A 17,090-nucleotide genomic window follows, 5' to 3' on the forward strand; every position below is an offset into this window, starting at 1 on the left:
GTTGGAGTAGCCCGGATGTAGCGAAACGAAATCCGGGAGCCACACCCTGAGATATGCGTCTCCTTTGAGAAAAGCAGAATTAACCACGGAGCACGCAGAGCTATCAGGGTTATAACTTCGGTTCCTTCTCCGCGCCCTCTGCGACTCTGCGGTGAGATTTATTAAATCCGTATAAGGTTACACCCCCGCCAGGCGCTTCAGCAGGGTCAGAAAGGCTTCACAGGATTTCAGCGACGCCGTTTCTTCCATGGTGTGATAGCCGGTGGTAGGTATCTGCAAAGTGGTGCCTGTCACTACGCCTCTGGAGGCAGCGATAATCCGCCCCATCTCGGTACTGCCAAGTGACTGAGGTGACTGGCCGGGTGTCAGCAAGGCATTTTTCTGCTCGATATACTCATCTTTGTAGCTGTAGCTTAACCCTGACGCCTGGCATAAATCTGCCAGTGTACTGGTCAGCTGCGGATCAAAATCCGCATTGGCATCCTTATGCCTGAGCACCAGTTGCTGACGATCAGCCTCGCCACGATCCGGATAAGGGCTGGTATCCACCACCACCAGCCTGTTGGTGCCGCTGCCAAAGCGCCGGAACCATTCGAGCAGATAACGCCAGCTTTTGCCGGCTTCTTCCTGGGCGGTAAAAAAGGCCGTGCCCTGAAAGCCCAGACTGAACAAATGCACCAGATAAGCGGCTGTCAACACATTGTCCAGTTGACCGCTGACACTGTTGTCGGTGATCCTGAGCTTATCGGCAAAGGCCACCGGCGTGCCGGCAACCAGATGTTGCATACCTTCAAGGGTGAAAATCAGGTTATTACGTCGCTCACAGACATAACTCGATGCTATTTTTCCACTACCACGATAGGCACCGGACCAGGGTTCATAGGCCATTACCGGGGTGGCATCAAAGCGATCCACAATCTTACTGATCAACTGCTCCGATACTGAGTTGCCAAGTAAATCCGAGCGGTTTCCCGCCACAAAGGCGGCATACTGAAATTCGTCGGGGCCGGTACAAATCAAACCATGGCGGTCGATATGAGCTGAGAACATGGTGCTGTAAGGATCCTGACCCTGCGCCACCAGCACCCCCTCGTACCAGGTCACATGGGCGCCGCGCTCTTCGAGCTCCCGCTGCAATACCCGGAAGAAGCTGTGCTCCGCACCCACCACACTGGGTTCTCGGATCAGTATTTTAAGCAGATCCAGCACTTCGCTTAGCTGATACATAAAGATCGTTATCCGTTAATGAAACATTCTCCGGAGCATAATATTCACTGTCCAACTGCACCAGTAAATTCCACTGTGCCACTACAAAAATATGGGGTTCACTGTCAGCATTTCTGACAAGCCTGACCAGAGCATCGTTTAACACATTGTTTTTTATAGATATTAAAAGGGGCGTTAATATTGCATGTTTATTCCTTTGTGAGCTCTATTGGCAATTAATTTATTCATCCAAACAGGTGCATCGTCCAATATCAGCTCTTCAGCCAACAAGGAACACAGGCTGTTCATTCACGGCTTTGAGTAGTGCCAACGAAAACAGACGGATAGAACAAAAACACTTGTTGATTTGAAGGAATAACAATGCAGAACAAAATACTAAAAGGTCTTTCCCTGGCTCTGGTACTCGGAGCCGGCTCCGCCAATGCAGCCCTGATGTTTGACCAGAATGTGACTCCTGATGTGATCTTTGGCAGCGGCAACGCCAATGGCAGCTTTACCGTAGATCAGAATAATGGTGTTGAACTGGGTTTACGCGGTAAGTTGCGTCACAACGCAGCGGGCGCACCAGAGAACACATTTAACAGTAACGGTGATGGCACCTATAGCTTTAACCCCGGTGTTGCACCAACCCAGGCATTCCCGACCGCAGAATGGAGCTTCGAATGGTCAATCAATACAAATTTTGATGATTCGAGCGGGTACAACCTCTCAGATCTGACCTTTCTGCTGGGCCTGGACAGCGATCCGTCTCTGTCGACCAATTTTGCTGACAGCTTTGATGTGATCAATGGTGCGCCCTGCTTCGATCATGCGCTGGGTAACAATGGCACCGGCAATGGTGGCGGCCTGGCCACAGACTGCGGTGCAGCCACTGCGGCGGCGGATTACTCGGCCAATATCGGCAGCTTTAATGTGGCCCAGAATTCATGGAAACCTCACTGGTTTCTTACCGGATTCGATCCTACTGTAGATGGTACCTATGATTTCTTCCTGGCAGCCTTCGCCTCTGATGGCAGCGAGTTAGCCCGCACCAGTATGCAGATTATTGTTGGTGAGGGGGGAAGCGCCGAAATACCGGAACCGGCACCCCTGATGCTATTACTGTCAGGCCTGCTGGGATTAACCGCAGCGCGGAAGTTTAAAAAGAAATAAAGAAATAAAGAAATAGACTCTACCTGCAAGCTAAAACGCCAGCAACGCTGGCGTTTTTTTATAGTTCTTGATACTCACCCGCTTCGCGTGCCAGCTAAAGCTGTTATAAAATTCTCCCGGAATATTAGTGTTCAGGATGGCCAGTTTGCCGGGCTTGTAAGGAACATTGCCCGGCGATCTCTGTAATCTTCAGATTGGTGAGCCCGGTGGCAGTGGCAATGGCTTAAACAGCGGCGTCCATTCACCATTCTCCAGATAATTCTCTACCTGCTGTTGCAGGTACTTATGCTGACTGTTGTTATCATTATCATCCAGCCAGTCTTCAAGCTCGGTAAGTGCCGCATACATATCCGCGCGCACTTCAGGGGCTAACTCCGGTTGTGCCATGGCATCAATCCAGCGATACACCAGTATATGCAGGACTCTGTTGTGTATCTGTCGCTGATAACCCTGTTGTGACTTGTGCTCAAAGGTGCTTTTCAGTAACGCGTTATACAGGCCATCTATACCACCCACTGCTTGTTGCTGAGTGAGTCGGTTCAGTCGCTGCGGATGTAATAACAGGCTCAGGGTATTATTGGCGGCAGCTTCGGCAGCCGAGATCGGATCAAAGGTCAGCCCGGTGCGGGCTTTAAAGCTCTCACGACCTTCCTGATCCCCATAAACCTTGGGTGTAATCAGCTCCAACAGCGACCCGGGCAAGGCCAGATATTCAGGGCTGATGGTGTCCAGCAATGCACTCAGTGCCGCCTGCTGTTTATCTGCTGATACCGGTCTGACACCTTTGGGCTGGCTGTATTCCCCTTTAAGTTCATATTCGTAATGCACACCACCAATCTGTTTAGCTACGGCTTCCACCTGATAACGATGTAACAGATAGATGGGCACCAGGGCTTCCTGTAGTGACGACAACGCCCGCTTATCGGCAATGCTGTTCAGACCAAAGTTCTGCAACGCCAGCCTGCGTACTTCAGATAATCGCTTCAGCTCGGCAACAGGATCGCTGCCATTATCCCACAGGTGACCAATGGCACTGGCACCGCCAACCGGGCGGGCATCACGATCGGCCATATACTCCAGCCCCTGTGCCTTGGCCTTAGCAACCAGCTCTGCCATCGCCTTTTGTTCATCGGTAAACTCCCCATAGCCTATCTCGATGGCGTACAGATCCCACTCACCCAGGCCTTCACGGTAGGCGTTGTTCAGTACCACTTTGCCGTTTTTAATTTCTGCCAGCGGATGGGGGTAGTCCATCACCGAGGCGCGGCCATTAGCGCTGGCGGCAAAGTTATGAATGATCCCCAGCGTATGGCCCACTTCATGGGCGGATAACTGACGAATACGGGCCAGCGCCATGGCCTGCTGCTCACTGGTATCGGCATTTTCATCAAAAGGGCTGGTGAGACCGTTGGCGATCAAAAAATCCTGACGTACCCGTAAAGAACCCAGAGTCACATGGCCTTTGATGATCTCACCGGTACGCGGATCGGTAATCGAGCGCCCATAAGACCAGCCACGGGTTGCCCTGTGCACCCACTGGATCACGTTATAACGCACATCCATAGGGTCGGCGTCTGCCGGCAAGGGCCTGACCTGAAAGGCATTCTTATAACCTATGCGTTCGAAGGCCGTATCCCACCACATGGCCCCTTCATACAGGGCGGTACGCACCGGCTCGGGTACACCGGGGTCGAGATAAAAGACTATGGGTTCAACAGCTTCGCTGATATCTGCGGTGGGATCTTTTTTAACCAGCCGGTGCCGGGGCAGCAATCGTTTCACCATCGGCTCGTCAATAGCGGCGGCGTAATCCATAAACTCCACCTTCCAGTAACCTGAGTAAGGATGGAATGGCCTGGATTGATAACCTTCTTCAGGCAGAGCAATAAGCGAGTGATGCAGATGCACTGACACCGCAGCGGGTTCAGGTGCCACCTGCTTAACATAGTCTCCGGCTTTGCTTCCGGCGAAGGTCACCAGAGATTCCAGCTCGGTATTGCGGGGAAAGGCCTTGCTGCGATCCAGATGAACACCACTGCGTTTGGCATCAACTTTATAGGTGCCTTGCTCGGTTTCTGTCAGACGCTCGCTGACCTGGTGAATATCCGACAGCAGAAACTCTGTATAGTCGACCAATACTTTGCCATCGGAGTCAGCCACTATGGGCAGGCCAGCAATTACCGAGCTGGCAAAGGCCTCAGCTACGCTTTGCTGTTCGGCAGCATTATCTGAATCGGCGCGATAATAGGTGTTCAGTTGTTTCAGCAGCACCTTGTTGCCATATTGTTCAAACTGCACCAGCCGGGTATCTCCCTGCTGACCTCTGTCCAGGCCAATATCATTGGAGCCGATGCCCCTTGGCAGGCTGCTCTGGAAAATAAAGGGTGTATCGAGTTTATCCACCACCAGAAAGACTTTGTCCTCTTCACTGTGGTAGTAGAAATCGAAATAGCCCTGATGATGCTGCATGCCCTGAGTGAACTCTTTCACCCCGGCCGCCCAAAGTGAACATGAAAGCAGAACGGTAAAAAGCAAAGTAATGATGCGCATAGTTGGTCTCATTGTTGTTTTTCTGAAATGTCAGCAACTTCCCCTTAGCCTACCACCACCCGCGACACGGCCCAACACTTATGCCAATCCGCATAGATGATTGGTATTAAAGCCCGGGCAAACGGACTGATTGTGGCCTGAACTATACTCCGTCAGCCTGGTCCCGATCCCCCAGTCGCTCGGTCATCAGTTGCAGCCGCTTAATCTCCCGCAGCAGCGACTGACGGTTCATTTCATGAAAGCCCCACATTTTCAGGGCAATCTGCACCATAGTACTAAGCAGCAACAACACCCCAAAATGAAGCTTGTGGGCCAGGCCCGCATCGGTTGTTACAAAGAAAAACTGATAGCCGGACCAAAGCATCAGTGCCGAGAGTAACAATGCCACTGCACCAACAAGGTACATCCAGACTTTCATCTTGCTGCTATAGGCCTGCCCCAGCATCTCAAACAGACCCGGCTGTTGATCCATTTTTTGTTCCAGCTGTTTGCTTTCCTGCTGCAGCTGCTGACGTAATTTTTTATCGAAATCCATGGTTATTCTCCACTGTAGAGTTGTTTAAGCGTCTGTCTGGCGCGAAATAATCTTGATTTAATGGTGCCGGATGCCAGTTGCAAAATGTCACTGACCTCTTCAATACTTAATTCGTGCAGGTAAAACAGTTCTATGACTTCACGTTCATCACCATGCAGCTGGTTCACCAGCCTGAGTAAATCCAAATCCTTCTCCCTTGAGGTTGCGATCAGTTGGTCATCATCTAAAGACTGATGCTGAACACGTCGTCCCTGATCGAGCAATTGCCAGCGAACGGCACGGTAGAGCCAGCTGCGAAAGGCATGGGGTTCCTGTAATTTTTTCAGGCCATGCATAACTTTTAGCCACGCATTGTGTACGGCATCGTCAGCTAACGAGCTGTTATTGCAGGATTTATACGCATAGCTGAATAACAGTGGCTGGAAATGCTGATACAGGGCCGCCAGGCTGGCTTTGCTGCCTTGCTGTGCCTCCATCACCCAAAGGGCGACCTGCGTTTTTTCCATCTCCACTGCCTTTAGTCATTTTTATTCAATCTACTACAAGGACGGGCGAGGTCGCCAAGGGGTTCGCAATAAATCGCCAGATTATCCATAAAATTGAGAAAGACTTGTTGGTAGTGAAAACCACGAAAAAATCATTTCACCACAGAGGCACGAAGAACACAGAGATGTAAAAGGGTTACAAGATCCGTAGCCCGGAGGAATCAGAGTGATCTTATCTCTTTCTCTCGCAGAGGCGCTGGGGCGCAGAGTGATAAGGTGTTTTATTCTCTGCGCCTTGGCGGGATCATATACAGGCTTTGGTGCTAGACCCTTAGAGATCCTGATTTTCGTCAGGATGACGAGGGAGAAGGCTGGATGACGGGGTATCACAGTGCTCTGCTCCCGGATTCTGCTTCGCTACATCACGGGCTACTCAGGGCGACACCCGGCAAGCAAATTCGTATCAACCGGATTAAGTAAAAAAACCCGCGGTTATCGGCATAACTGCGGGTTTTTCAGAGTCTGAGTTTTTACGAGGCGTTACTTGGCGTTCGTGCTCTCGAAGATCTTATCGGCTGAGGCGGCCACAAAGCCACTGTATAGCTTACCGTCCGGCAACGGGAAGCGCTCAGCGAACTCATAAAAACAGCTCGGAATGGTCAGAGCCTTGTCGCTGAACTTCACCGTCATTTTATCGGCCATGGTGGACGACTGAGCCAGGTGTACGTCCGGCCCGCCTTTGATCTCGCCACCGGAGGTATTGAGTTCAAAACCCGCCTCTTTGAGCTTTTCATTCACCTCTGCCAGCATATTGTAATGCTTGAGGTGATTCAGGCTGACGGTAAAGTGATTGGCGCGGAAACCCCAGGCCGAAACCCATGCAGCATACTCAGATTCTTCCAGTAATATCTGATATTCTTCGCTGCTTACCTGCCAGTGGGTACCGGAGTACAGAAAATCTTCTTTATTCACTGCATCGGCAGGAATAGCGTCTACCATCCGGTGAATAATCTGCTGAACCTGCTCAGAAAACTCTTCAACCAGTAACTCACTGATAAAGACTTTGGGCTTGGTGTCGTCAGCATGCTCGAAATGTTTGGCCTTGAGCTTTTTCTGCTCAAAATCATACTGACCTTTTTCTTCATAACCCAGGGCCAGGAAATGGGCAGCCAGCTTATCCAGATTCACTTTATCCAGATTGAAGGTACGGAAAGCCACATGATCATTGATCAATTCATCACCGTCGCCGAGCAGCTGATGCACTTTCTCAGCGGAAGGGGTCATGGCAACATAATCCTGCCAAAGGTTTGAAAACAGGCTTTCTATACTGGTATGCATAATAATTAAAAATCCTATACTTAAAGAGTGTAATGTGACATTTAGCTGGTAAAGACAAAACTCATGACCAACCCAATGTCAGACAGGCTCTATTATACAGCAGCATTGAACAAAAAACAGTCAGAAGTGAAAGTTATACAATTCCAGCCAGAAAAGCGCCGCTATAAGGCATTTAACATAGAAAAAGGCGGCTTTCGCCGCCTTTTTGTTATGAGACTGTTAAATTTTCGTTAACTAAACTTGAGGCCTGGGTTCAGGCTACCGGGTAGCTGGCTTTTTTCCAGCTCCACTGAAGCCACGGGGTAGGCGCAGTAGTCAGCCGCATAATAGGCACTGGCTCTGTGATTACCACTTTCTCCTATGCCGCCAAAGGGCGCCGCACTGCTGGCGCCGGTAATCGGCCGGTTCCAGTTAACAATACCGGCACGGATGCGTCTGAGGAAATGCTGATACAGCGCAGCATCGTCAGACAACAGGCCTGCAGACAAACCAAATACTGTATTGTTGGCTTCATCAAGAGCCTGTTCAAAATCGCTGTAACGAACCACCTTAAGCAGCGGGCCAAAATGCTCTTCATCGGGCATTTTGTCCAGCATCGCGGTCACATCGATAATACCCGGAGTGACAAAACCGGACTCAGGATCCAGGTGTGTCATTTCCACCAGCGATTCACCGCCAAGGGCCTGTAATTGCTGTTGAGCAGATACCATCATTTTCGCCGCAGCAGAAGAAATCATCGCGCCCATAAAGGGCTGCGGATCGGCATCATAGTCACCTACCGCGATATCCCTGGTCACTTCAATCAGACGCTTCAGAATCGCATCGCCCTGCTCACTCTTCTCGATAAACAGGCGACGGGCGCAGGTACAACGCTGGCCGGAGGTCACAAAGGCAGACTGCACGATGTCATGTACAACGGCGTCGATATCAGACACATCTTTAACCAGCAGCGGGTTATTACCGCCCATCTCCAGCGCCAGAATCTTGCCCGGATGACCGCCAAACTGCTCATGCAGCAATTTACCGGTGCGTGAACTGCCTGTGAAAAACAAACCATCAATATCAGGATTTGAAGCCAGCGCCTTGCCGGTCTCCAGTTCACCCTGCACCAGATTAAGCACACCGGCTGGCAGACCGGCCTTCTCCCATAGTTCGATGGTTTTCTGTGCCACCAGCGGGGTTTGTTCGCTGGGTTTGAAGACCACGGTATTGCCGGCTAACAGCGCCGGTACAATATGGCCGTTAGGCAAATGACCCGGGAAGTTATACGGGCCAAATACCGCCACCACGCCATGGGGGCGGTGGCGAATAAAGGCCTTACCCAGCGGCATAGGGTTTTCCACTGTACCGGTACGCTCATGGTAGGCCTTCTCTGAAATCGCCACCTTACCGATCATGGCGCCCACTTCGGTGGCGGTTTCCCATAATGGCTTGCCGGTCTCGCGGGCTATAGTCAGCGCCAGCTCGTCTTTGTGTTCACCTAACAGCTCAGCAAAGCGTTTGGCAACCGCCAGGCGTTCTTCGAAGCTGCGCTCAGCCCAGCCTACAAAGGCCACCCGGGCAGAGCCAATAGCCGCCTCGACCTGAGCTGGCGTGGCAGACTTTGCCTGCCAGATTTGTTCTTTCTTGGCCGGATCAACCGAAGCCATGTCATGGCCTTCACCTGGGAGCCACTGACCATTAATAAATTGTGCTTTTGTCATCGGATTATCCTTTTATCTTTAGCGGAGCAAAACGCACCATATCGCCGTCTGCCAGGTTTAATGCACTGGCTGCCTGAGCGGAAATGATGGCCTCCTGTTTCGATTCATCCACCAGCAATGGCGTGGCCACGCCACGAAAATCTTCCACTCTGGTATTGATGACCATATTGGTTGCTGCGTCCTGAGTGTCACCCACTCTTATGGGTAACCGGCGGCTGATACGGGCTGTACGGATATGCTGAAGATCCGCTTCGACGGTGGGGCCGGCATCGAAAATATCCACATATCCCCGGCAACAGAATCCTTCCGACTGCAACAACTGCAACGCCGGGCGTGTTTTTTCATGCACTTTGCCGATCACGGCCTGGGCTTGCTTGCTGAGCAGACTGACATAAATCGGATACTTGGGCATCAGCTCGGCAATAAACACCTTCTGGCCGATACCGGTAAGGTAATCGGCAGTAGGAAAGTCCATGGAAAAGAAGTGTTCTTCCAGCCACTGCCAGAACGGCGAATTACCTTTGTCGTCAGAAACACCGCGCATTTCCGCAATCACCGTTTTTGCAAAACGATGCTGATGTTCCTGTAAAAACAGGAAACGAAACTTGGATAACAACCTGCCATTACTGCCTTTGCGGGCCTTTTCCCGTAAAAACAGCGTGCAGATCTCGGTCACTCCGGTGTAGTCATTGCAAAAGGTCAGAATTTCCACCAGATTCGACACATTCAGCTCACGGGATACATGCGCCACCTTACTCAGGTGATAATGATAAAACGCATCATCCAGCCCGACTGCCGCATGAATACCGCTGGTGCCCACAGCCTTTCCTGAGTCTGTGTCTTCCATCACAAACAGGTAGCTCTGCTCACCGGGTTCACTCACCTCGGCAGCAAAAGACGCTTCTGAACTGGCAATCTTATTGCGCAGCAATTCTTCGTTGACCGGCAAAGACGTAAAACCTATGCCCGACTCAACGGCAATGTCATGCAACGAATCATAGTCGCTGCTCCGGATTGGGCGGATAACCATCATGGTCGCTTACTCCTGCTTATATCGGGGAAAGACAACCCCTGCTGAGATGCAGGGGTTGCTTGTGATCAGGAACGAATCAGCCGTTGACGACTTTAGCCACGGCACGTTCGAATCTGGCCAGGCCTTCTTTGATATCTTCATCAGGTATAACCAGAGATGGGGCAAAACGCACCACATTGGCACCGGCGACCAGACACATCAGTTGCTCATCCACAGAAGCAACCAGGAAGTCACGGGCACGACCCTGATATTTTTCATTCAGCGCGGCACCCAGCAATAAACCTTTGCCACGGATTTCGCTGAATACCTGATACTTTTCATTGATGGCATTGAGACCATCGCGGAAAAGTTGTTCTTTATGCTTCACCCCTCCCAGCACTTCCGGGGTATTGATCACGTCCAGCACCCGCTCAGCCACAGCACACGCCAGCGGGTTACCGCCATAAGTGCTGCCATGAGTACCAGGCTTAAGGCTTTCGGCGATATCTTTAGTGGTCAGCATGGCGCCAATGGGGAAACCACCACCAAGAGATTTAGCTGTAGTCAGAATATCCGGCACCACATCCAGGCCCATGTAGGCATAGAGGTCGCCGGTACGGCCGACGCCGGACTGCACTTCATCAAAAATCAGCAGGGCGTTGTGCTTATCACATAACTCACGCACACCTTTAACGAACTCAGGTGTCGGGCTGATAATACCGCCTTCCCCTTGCAGTGGCTCCATCATCACGGCGCAGGTTTTATCCGACATCAACGCTTCGAGGCTGGCCAGATCGTTATACACCGCGTGTTCTACGGCGCCCGGCTTAGGACCAAAGCCATCGGAATAGGCCGGTTGCCCGCCTACGGTTACCGTGAAGAAAGTACGACCGTGGAAGCCCTGTTTAAAGGAGATAATCTGGTTCTTATCTTCACCATGATGATCCAGCGCCCAGCGGCGGGCCAGTTTCAGCGCCGCTTCATTGGCTTCGGCACCAGAGTTGGCAAAGTAAACCCGGTCAGCAAAGGTCAGGTCAGTGAGTTTTTTGGCCAGACGGATAGCGGGTTCATTGGTGAACACGTTACTCAGGTGCCAGAGTTTCTCGCCTTGTTCTTTAAGTGCCGCCACCAGCTCAGGATGGCAATGGCCCAGGGCATTCACCGCAATACCACCGGCAAAGTCCACATATTCAATATTTTCCTGATCCCAGATTCTGGAACCTTTGCCTCTGACAGGGATCATGGCCGCCGGATTGTAGTTGGGGACCATCACCTCATTAAACAGTTCACGAGTCACTTTCATTTATATCTACCTCTTGCTTTGCGGGTGGCATGGCGAAAAATGCCGCTATTATTCCAGATTTCCCGGCCGTTGTCTTGCAGGCTGAAAGGCCGAAACCCCCTGAAACTAAGGGTTTAACCTATAATTGCAGGAATAGTGAATAACTATCCGAATCCCATACGGGGTATGAGGTTCAGACGCCTGCGGCAGACCCTTTTCCGGTAAAAGTCAGGGCCTGCATGATTATTTAAAAAAATTTTCTGAAAAGAGGTTATTGCAGCGGTTATTCTTCAAAAGAAAGGTTCAGGCGCTTTAAATCTGTCACTTTCAGTTTCGCCAGGGCCCCCGGAGGCATTCTGAACAACTTCAGATAGGCTTTCGCCTCTTCCATGTTAATCAACCTGTAGGTTTTCAGCATACGGTACTTACTGTACGCCGCTCCCTGAGCCAGCACTTTGCCCAGGTCTGACATCTCAGACAGCGGCTTGTTATCAGCAACCTCATGCATGGCAGGGGTAATAAAAACCCGGCGCAAATCCATTCGCTCTATCAACCTGCTACTGATAGCCAACCCGTGTTTGGTTAATATTTCCCTGAGAAACTCACCACTGGGCTGTAACTCCGACAATGCGCTGTGTTCTTCCTTCATTTTCTCAGCATGAGCTTCGGCAATGGCATCCCGCTGAACCTCATCAAACAGCCTGAAGTACAGGCGTACCAATACTATCTTGCCGATATCATGCAGCATACCCAGGGTAAAGGCCTGGCCGGCATCCATTTCCCCCATTTCGGCAATTTTCTTACAGGACAAGGCGGTGCCGATACTGTGCTCCCACAGCCGGGTTTTTATATTCGGGAAAGGATCGGTAATTTGCGGCGTCCAGCGCCGGAATGCCAGTGCCGGGATCACCATTTTCAGGTTTTCTATACCCATAAAACTCAGTGCCACCCGCAGGCTGTCTACCGGGATCACCTTGCCCTTTTTATCTGTGCGTCGGTACCTGGGCATATTGATCATCTTGACCAGATCCGTATGCAACCAGGGGATGGTGGCCACCAGTGGCTCAATCCGGCCGATAGAAGAGGCTCTTACCGCCATCACATCCAGTACATCAGGTAAGTTTTCATGCACGCCCAGAATTCTGCTGTACAGCAATTCGGTGTCCTGGATTTTCTCTTCCAGTCTGACCTCCAGTTCCCGGTTCAGCTGTTCCAGCAGTGAATCGAGAAAATTCTGGTGATGTTTCTGATTCAGCGTCTTGTCACGCTTAGCCTGTTTTTCCACACGCAACAGCTGACGACCAGACTCTTCCACCTCGGGCAGAAAATTATCCGGACTGTCATTTCCCGTGGCCGTGGCACGCTTTGCCATATCCACGCCGATTTGCAGGCTGGTGAATCTGTGCTCTATTTGCTGTAAGACACTTTGTTGTTCTGGCATCAATATTCTTTTTGCTATTGTCTATGCTGGTTATCGGTCTTCGCTATAAATAGTAAAGGCAAGACCGGGCTCAGGGACTGGTATTGCTAAACCTCCCTGTCAGCCCGTTGACGCCGAAGTGTCAGCCGGACATACAGTCCAGTCATTCCTTTGTCCATGCATAATGCTTATGGGTTTACATGATACAGAGAATTGCCGGATATGCAGATAAACACAGCGTATTTTTTATCTGCCACGTCGATGTAACGCTCACTTACACTTTTACCTTTGGCACAACCATGGGGAAATGGTATCTGTATACTGTGTAATTTCAGGAGTATGGCATGCCTATACCTTTGGTCTGGCTTGGGCTGGGTATCGGTGCAGTAGTGGCATCCGGTCAGTGGCGAAAGGCTGCGAACCGCAGCCAGATACAGCATTACCCCGGAGAAATCGATATTCCCGTGCGTCCGCAAAACGGTGCGGTTGTCTGTTGTGGCATCTATGGCGCCTTTGATCACAGCGGCATCTGGATGGATGATGTGATTATTGAGCGGGCAGGAAACGGGCTGGTGCGCGCCATTTCACCGGCAAGGTTTATTGCCCGTCGTTCTGGTAAACAGATTTTTGTCGCCTGTGACGCGCAGGGCAAAGTGCTGGCAGATGCCGAGGTCGGCTACCGCGCCGTAGCGCAAATCTATCACTATGCGAATTATCACCTGCTGAATAACAACTGCCATCAGTTTGTTTCCTCATGCCTGCATGAAACGCCAGCAAGAGTCACCTTTTTCAGCGAACTGAACAACCTGCTGGTGCGGCGCTATGCAAACAGAATCAGCTGGCACCCTGCCATAATCAGTTAGCACTGATTCAGAAAGTTTTTGAGTATCTGATGACCGGCATCGGTGAGCACTGACTCCGGATGAAACTGCACGCCACAAAGAGGCAGAGTTTTGTGTTCAATCGCCATCACCGCTTCTGTTTGCCCCTGCTGCTCTGTCCAGGCGCTGATCACAAATTCATCGGGGATACTGCGTTGCTCCAGCACCAGTGAATGGTAGCGGGTGGCAATAAAGGGGTTGCTGACGCCGGTAAACAGCGCCGAGCCACTGTGGTGTACCTCAGAGGTTTTACCGTGCATCACTTTGTTTGCCCGTACCACCTGCGCGCCATAGACCTGACCAATGGCCTGATAGCCCAGACATACGCCTAAAATCGGAATCTGACCGGTAAAGCATTCTATCGCGGCGAGGGTGATGCCTGCCTGATCAGGCGTGCAGGGGCCAGGCGAAAACACCAGATACTCAGGAGTCAGACTGGCGATATCCTCCAGGCCAAGCTGATCATTACGCACCACTTCAACCTGTTGCCCCAGCTCGGAAAAATACCGCGCCAGGTTATGGGTAAAAGAGTCGTAATTGTCGATAAGCAACAACAATCTGCAATGCCTCGTCAGCCGGAGAAATCAGGTGTACTGATATTAAGGGAGGGGATTATGCCTGAAGGGGCTTATCCAGCCAATCAGGCATAAAAAACCTATATTCAGGGCTGTAAACTTACGGGCGGGGAATAAACCCCACTGCCTCGTAGACTTTTTTCAGGGTTATGGCGGCACGCTCGCTGGCCTTATCCGCACCTTCTTTCATGACGCGATCCAGCTCGGCTCTGTCATTACGCAACTCGCGGAAGCGGGTCTGGATCGGTTCCAGCAAGGCCACCACTGCATCGGCCACATCGGTTTTCAGATGGCCGTACATCTTGCCTTCATAGTCTGGCACCAGCTCTGCAATAGATTTACCAGTAGCACCACTGAGCAGAGTCAGCAGGTTGGATACACCGGCCTTTTCCTGTGGATCAAAATAAATACGCGCCTGCTCATCAGAGTCGGTGACCGCTTTTTTTATCTTCTTGCTGATTTTTTTCGGCTCTTCCAGCAGCCCCACAAAGTTATTGGGGTTGTCATCAGACTTGGACATTTTCTTAGTAGGATCCTGCAGGCTCATGATCCGCGCACCAAATTCAGGGATATAGGGCTCGGGGATCTGAAAACTGGGCCCGTAAATATTATTAAAGCGGGTTGCCACATCCCGGGCTAACTCAAGGTGCTGTTTCTGATCATCGCCCACCGGCACCTGATCGGCCTGATACAGCAGAATATCGGCGGCCATCAGAATAGGATAGGTATACAGGCCGGCATTGATATTGTTGATATTGCGGGCTGACTTGTCTTTAAACTGGGTCATGCGGTTCAGCTCACCCATCTGGGTATAGCAATTCAGCACCCAGGCCAGTTGCGCATGTTCAGGCACCTGCGACTGAATAAACAGGGTGCTTTGCTGTGGGTCGATGCCGCAGGCCAGATACAGAGCCAGGCCATCGAGGGTTGCTTCATGTAAAGCCTTAGCTTCCTGACGCACGGTAATGGCGTGCAGATCCACCAGCATGTACAGGCAGTCGTAATCCTGTTGCATGGCCACCCATTGCTTCAGCGCCCCCATATAGTTACCTATGGTCAGTTGTCCCGATGGCTGGCAGCCGCTTAATACAATGGGTTTACTCATTTTAAGGTGATCCTTTAAATACAGTCTTGAGCTCAGAGTCCGGCCAGTTGCTCGCGCATCTGAGCAATCACTTGGGCATAATCCGGTTGGTTAAATATGGCCGAGCCGGCCACGAAGATATCGACGCCAGCCTCAGCGATGGCGCGAATATTATCGACTTTTACGCCGCCGTCAATTTCGATACGAATATTTCTGCCACTGTCGGCGATACGCTTTTTCACCTGAGCCACCTTTTCCAGTGTGGAGGGAATAAAACTCTGGCCACCAAAGCCCGGGTTCACCGACATCAGCAGCACATAGTCCAGCTTATCCAGCATATGATCCAGGTAATGCAGAGGTGTTGCGGGGTTTAACGCCAGACCAGCCTGACAACCGGCCTGTTTAATCAGTTGTACGCTGCGATCGATGTGCTCAGAGGCTTCCGGATGAAAACTGATCATGCTGGCACCGGCCTCGGCAAACATTTCAATCATGCTGTCTACGGGCTTCACCATCAGATGCACATCAATATCCGCCTTGACACCATGCTTTCTCAGTGCACTGCAGATCATCGGCCCGAAGGTGAGGTTGGGCACATAGTGATTATCCATTACGTCGAAATGAATAATATCGGCACCGGCATCCAGCACGGCGTCCACTTCCTCACCCAAACGGGCAAAATCAGCAGATAAAATCGAGGGCGCAATAAGATGTGGCTGCATGACATATCTAATCTGTTGGCAATGGGCTGTTACTCTACCCAATTTACCTGTCACAGAAAAGGCTCACCACTGCACCATCAGCCGCCCTCACGCTCCAAGATGGTGCAACAGCGGTCTGACAACACAGCGCCGCTGCCACTTCCTCACTGCTTTACCTTCAGAACGTCCACATTTAACCCATAAATATCAATAAGTTAATTGATATTGGCTCGCAAGAGACAAAAAGGTGGCAAGGCGGCACCAACTTTGCTCCAGCCTTTGTGCACATTATTACAATCAGGAGACACAAGTATGAGACAAATGCACAAAGCATTGATCGCCGCGGCACTAGGCAGTGTATTTTACAGCCAGGCCAGTATCGCCGAAGTCAGCGCCAATATTGGCGTAACCAGCAACTACCTGTGGCGTGGTGTCACGCAAAGCGCCGATGGCCCCTCTGTTTCCGGTGGCCTGGATTATGAGCACGAGAGCGGTTTTTATGCCGGCACCTGGATTGGCTCTATTGACTGGGGTAACGGCAACGGCGCCGAGGTAGACTGGTACTTTGGTTATGCCGGTGAAGCCGGTGACTTTGGTTATGACGTAGGTTATGTATATTACGCCTACCCTGAAGAAGAATTCGACGATTCTAACTTTGGTGAAGCCTATGCTAACGGCAGCTTCGGTGCCCTCGGCTTTGGCCTGGCCTATACCCTGAATGCCGATGCCGATGATGATGCACCGTTCGGCCAGGGCGACATCTATTATCATATCAGTTACGGCTTTGACCTGCCCCAGGAGTATTCACTGGGTCTGACCTACGGCTACTATGATTTTGATATCGACGAGAGTGTCTGGGGTGACTGGAACTACAGCCATGTTCAGGCCGATTTAAGCAAGGGTGATTTTACCTTCAGCATTTCAAAAGCACAGGAAGAATCCGGCGATGACGACACCAAGTTTGTTGTCAGCTGGGGGACTTCTTTCTGATCTCAGTACCAACACGGATTTGAGTGCCTTTCTGGCACTCCCCACCTTTCGGGCCACAATTTCAGCGTGGCCCGTTCATCTGTTTGCGATAAAGTCTGCTATTTTCCCGATTATCCCCGTTGTTCAATTATTAATCTGGCGTATAATACCTCCAG

At 51.1% G+C, this 17,090-nt stretch carries 15 protein-coding genes; 3 read left to right on the forward strand and 12 right to left on the reverse strand.

Annotated elements, in window-relative coordinates; all coding sequences use genetic code 11:
- Window positions 1-177: 177 nt before the first annotated feature.
- Window positions 178-1,227, reverse strand: coding sequence for a hypothetical protein (locus AT746_RS17825; RefSeq protein WP_062483210.1), 1,050 nt, complete (start codon window positions 1,225-1,227; stop codon window positions 178-180).
- Window positions 1,228-1,587: 360 nt separating this feature from the next.
- Here AT746_RS17825 and AT746_RS17830 point away from each other — a divergent pair, with 360 nt between their 5' ends.
- Window positions 1,588-2,379, forward strand: coding sequence for a PEP-CTERM sorting domain-containing protein (locus tag AT746_RS17830; protein WP_062483212.1), 792 nt, complete (start codon window positions 1,588-1,590; stop codon window positions 2,377-2,379).
- Window positions 2,380-2,568: 189 nt separating this feature from the next.
- Here the strand turns inward: AT746_RS17830 and AT746_RS17835 are convergent, their stop codons facing one another.
- The 8 genes from AT746_RS17835 to AT746_RS17870 all read right to left on the reverse strand — a co-directional run bounded on the left by AT746_RS17835 (window position 2,569) and on the right by AT746_RS17870 (window position 12,725).
- Window positions 2,569-4,929: a zinc-dependent metalloprotease gene (locus tag AT746_RS17835; protein ID WP_231730971.1), complete on the reverse strand. Its 2,361-nt coding sequence runs from the start codon at window positions 4,927-4,929 to the stop codon at window positions 2,569-2,571.
- A 142-nt stretch (window positions 4,930-5,071) separates the two neighbouring features.
- A complete protein-coding gene (locus AT746_RS17840; RefSeq protein WP_062483216.1) occupies window positions 5,072-5,464 on the reverse strand; it encodes a DUF6768 family protein in 393 nt (130 codons plus the stop codon).
- 2 nt (window positions 5,465-5,466) lie between these two features.
- Window positions 5,467-5,970, reverse strand: a complete 504-nt coding sequence (locus AT746_RS17845) for an RNA polymerase sigma factor (RefSeq protein WP_062483218.1) — start codon at window positions 5,968-5,970, stop codon at window positions 5,467-5,469.
- 519 nt (window positions 5,971-6,489) lie between these two features.
- Window positions 6,490-7,287, reverse strand: a complete 798-nt coding sequence (locus tag AT746_RS17850) for a DUF1338 domain-containing protein (protein ID WP_062483221.1) — start codon at window positions 7,285-7,287, stop codon at window positions 6,490-6,492.
- Window positions 7,288-7,517: 230 nt separating this feature from the next.
- Window positions 7,518-8,990 carry a succinylglutamate-semialdehyde dehydrogenase gene (gene astD, locus AT746_RS17855; RefSeq protein WP_062483223.1) on the reverse strand — a complete coding sequence of 491 codons (1,473 nt, stop codon included), beginning with the start codon at window positions 8,988-8,990 and terminating at the stop codon, window positions 7,518-7,520.
- A 4-nt stretch (window positions 8,991-8,994) separates the two neighbouring features.
- Entirely contained in the window at window positions 8,995-10,023 is a 1,029-nt protein-coding gene (gene astA / locus AT746_RS17860; protein ID WP_062483225.1) for an arginine N-succinyltransferase, read from the reverse strand.
- Between the two features lie 76 nt (window positions 10,024-10,099).
- The gene (locus AT746_RS17865) at window positions 10,100-11,305 is read right to left on the reverse strand and encodes an aspartate aminotransferase family protein (protein WP_062483227.1); all 1,206 of its coding nucleotides are present in this window, start codon (window positions 11,303-11,305) and stop codon (window positions 10,100-10,102) included.
- Between the two features lie 262 nt (window positions 11,306-11,567).
- Window positions 11,568-12,725 (reverse strand): HDOD domain-containing protein, encoded by a 1,158-nt coding sequence (locus AT746_RS17870; RefSeq protein WP_062483229.1) that lies wholly within the window; start codon window positions 12,723-12,725, stop codon window positions 11,568-11,570.
- Between the two features lie 323 nt (window positions 12,726-13,048).
- Between AT746_RS17870 and AT746_RS17875 the strand changes: the two genes are divergently transcribed.
- Window positions 13,049-13,567 (forward strand): hypothetical protein, encoded by a 519-nt coding sequence (locus AT746_RS17875; RefSeq protein WP_062483232.1) that lies wholly within the window; start codon window positions 13,049-13,051, stop codon window positions 13,565-13,567.
- On the opposite strand, the gene AT746_RS17880 is transcribed toward AT746_RS17875, so the two are convergent.
- The 3 genes from AT746_RS17880 to rpe all read right to left on the reverse strand — a co-directional run bounded on the left by AT746_RS17880 (window position 13,564) and on the right by rpe (window position 15,966).
- The gene (locus AT746_RS17880) at window positions 13,564-14,142 is read right to left on the reverse strand and encodes an anthranilate synthase component II (protein WP_062483234.1); all 579 of its coding nucleotides are present in this window, start codon (window positions 14,140-14,142) and stop codon (window positions 13,564-13,566) included. The two genes, AT746_RS17875 and AT746_RS17880, sit on opposite strands and share 4 nt — an antisense overlap.
- Window positions 14,143-14,260: 118 nt before the next feature.
- Entirely contained in the window at window positions 14,261-15,265 is a 1,005-nt protein-coding gene (gene trpS / locus AT746_RS17885; RefSeq protein WP_062483236.1) for a tryptophan--tRNA ligase, read from the reverse strand.
- A gap of 32 nt (window positions 15,266-15,297) precedes the next feature.
- The gene (gene rpe, locus AT746_RS17890; protein ID WP_062483237.1) at window positions 15,298-15,966 is read right to left on the reverse strand and encodes a ribulose-phosphate 3-epimerase; all 669 of its coding nucleotides are present in this window, start codon (window positions 15,964-15,966) and stop codon (window positions 15,298-15,300) included.
- 291 nt (window positions 15,967-16,257) lie between these two features.
- Between rpe and AT746_RS17895 the strand changes: the two genes are divergently transcribed.
- Window positions 16,258-16,935 (forward strand): TorF family putative porin, encoded by a 678-nt coding sequence (locus AT746_RS17895; RefSeq protein ID WP_062483239.1) that lies wholly within the window; start codon window positions 16,258-16,260, stop codon window positions 16,933-16,935.
- The last annotated feature ends 155 nt before the right edge of the window (window positions 16,936-17,090 follow it).

This window comes from Lacimicrobium alkaliphilum (assembly GCF_001466725.1).
Taxonomy (GTDB): domain Bacteria; phylum Pseudomonadota; class Gammaproteobacteria; order Enterobacterales; family Alteromonadaceae; genus Lacimicrobium; species Lacimicrobium alkaliphilum_B.

Coding starts and splice junctions, on each gene's coding strand:
- AT746_RS17835 (WP_231730971.1), bottom strand. CDS start 4,929: ATGCGCATCATTACTTTGCTTTTTACCGTTCTGCTTTCATGTTCACTT.
- AT746_RS17825 (WP_062483210.1), bottom strand. CDS start 1,227: ATGTATCAGCTAAGCGAAGTGCTGGATCTGCTTAAAATACTGATCCGA.
- AT746_RS17850 (WP_062483221.1), bottom strand. CDS start 7,287: ATGCATACCAGTATAGAAAGCCTGTTTTCAAACCTTTGGCAGGATTAT.
- AT746_RS17840 (WP_062483216.1), bottom strand. CDS start 5,464: ATGGATTTCGATAAAAAATTACGTCAGCAGCTGCAGCAGGAAAGCAAA.
- astD (WP_062483223.1), bottom strand. CDS start 8,990: ATGACAAAAGCACAATTTATTAATGGTCAGTGGCTCCCAGGTGAAGGC.
- rpe (WP_062483237.1), bottom strand. CDS start 15,966: ATGCAGCCACATCTTATTGCGCCCTCGATTTTATCTGCTGATTTTGCC.
- AT746_RS17895 (WP_062483239.1), top strand. CDS start 16,258: ATGAGACAAATGCACAAAGCATTGATCGCCGCGGCACTAGGCAGTGTA.
- trpS (WP_062483236.1), bottom strand. CDS start 15,265: ATGAGTAAACCCATTGTATTAAGCGGCTGCCAGCCATCGGGACAACTG.
- astA (WP_062483225.1), bottom strand. CDS start 10,023: ATGATGGTTATCCGCCCAATCCGGAGCAGCGACTATGATTCGTTGCAT.
- AT746_RS17865 (WP_062483227.1), bottom strand. CDS start 11,305: ATGAAAGTGACTCGTGAACTGTTTAATGAGGTGATGGTCCCCAACTAC.
- AT746_RS17875 (WP_062483232.1), top strand. CDS start 13,049: ATGCCTATACCTTTGGTCTGGCTTGGGCTGGGTATCGGTGCAGTAGTG.
- AT746_RS17845 (WP_062483218.1), bottom strand. CDS start 5,970: ATGGAAAAAACGCAGGTCGCCCTTTGGGTGATGGAGGCACAGCAAGGC.
- AT746_RS17830 (WP_062483212.1), top strand. CDS start 1,588: ATGCAGAACAAAATACTAAAAGGTCTTTCCCTGGCTCTGGTACTCGGA.
- AT746_RS17870 (WP_062483229.1), bottom strand. CDS start 12,725: ATGCCAGAACAACAAAGTGTCTTACAGCAAATAGAGCACAGATTCACC.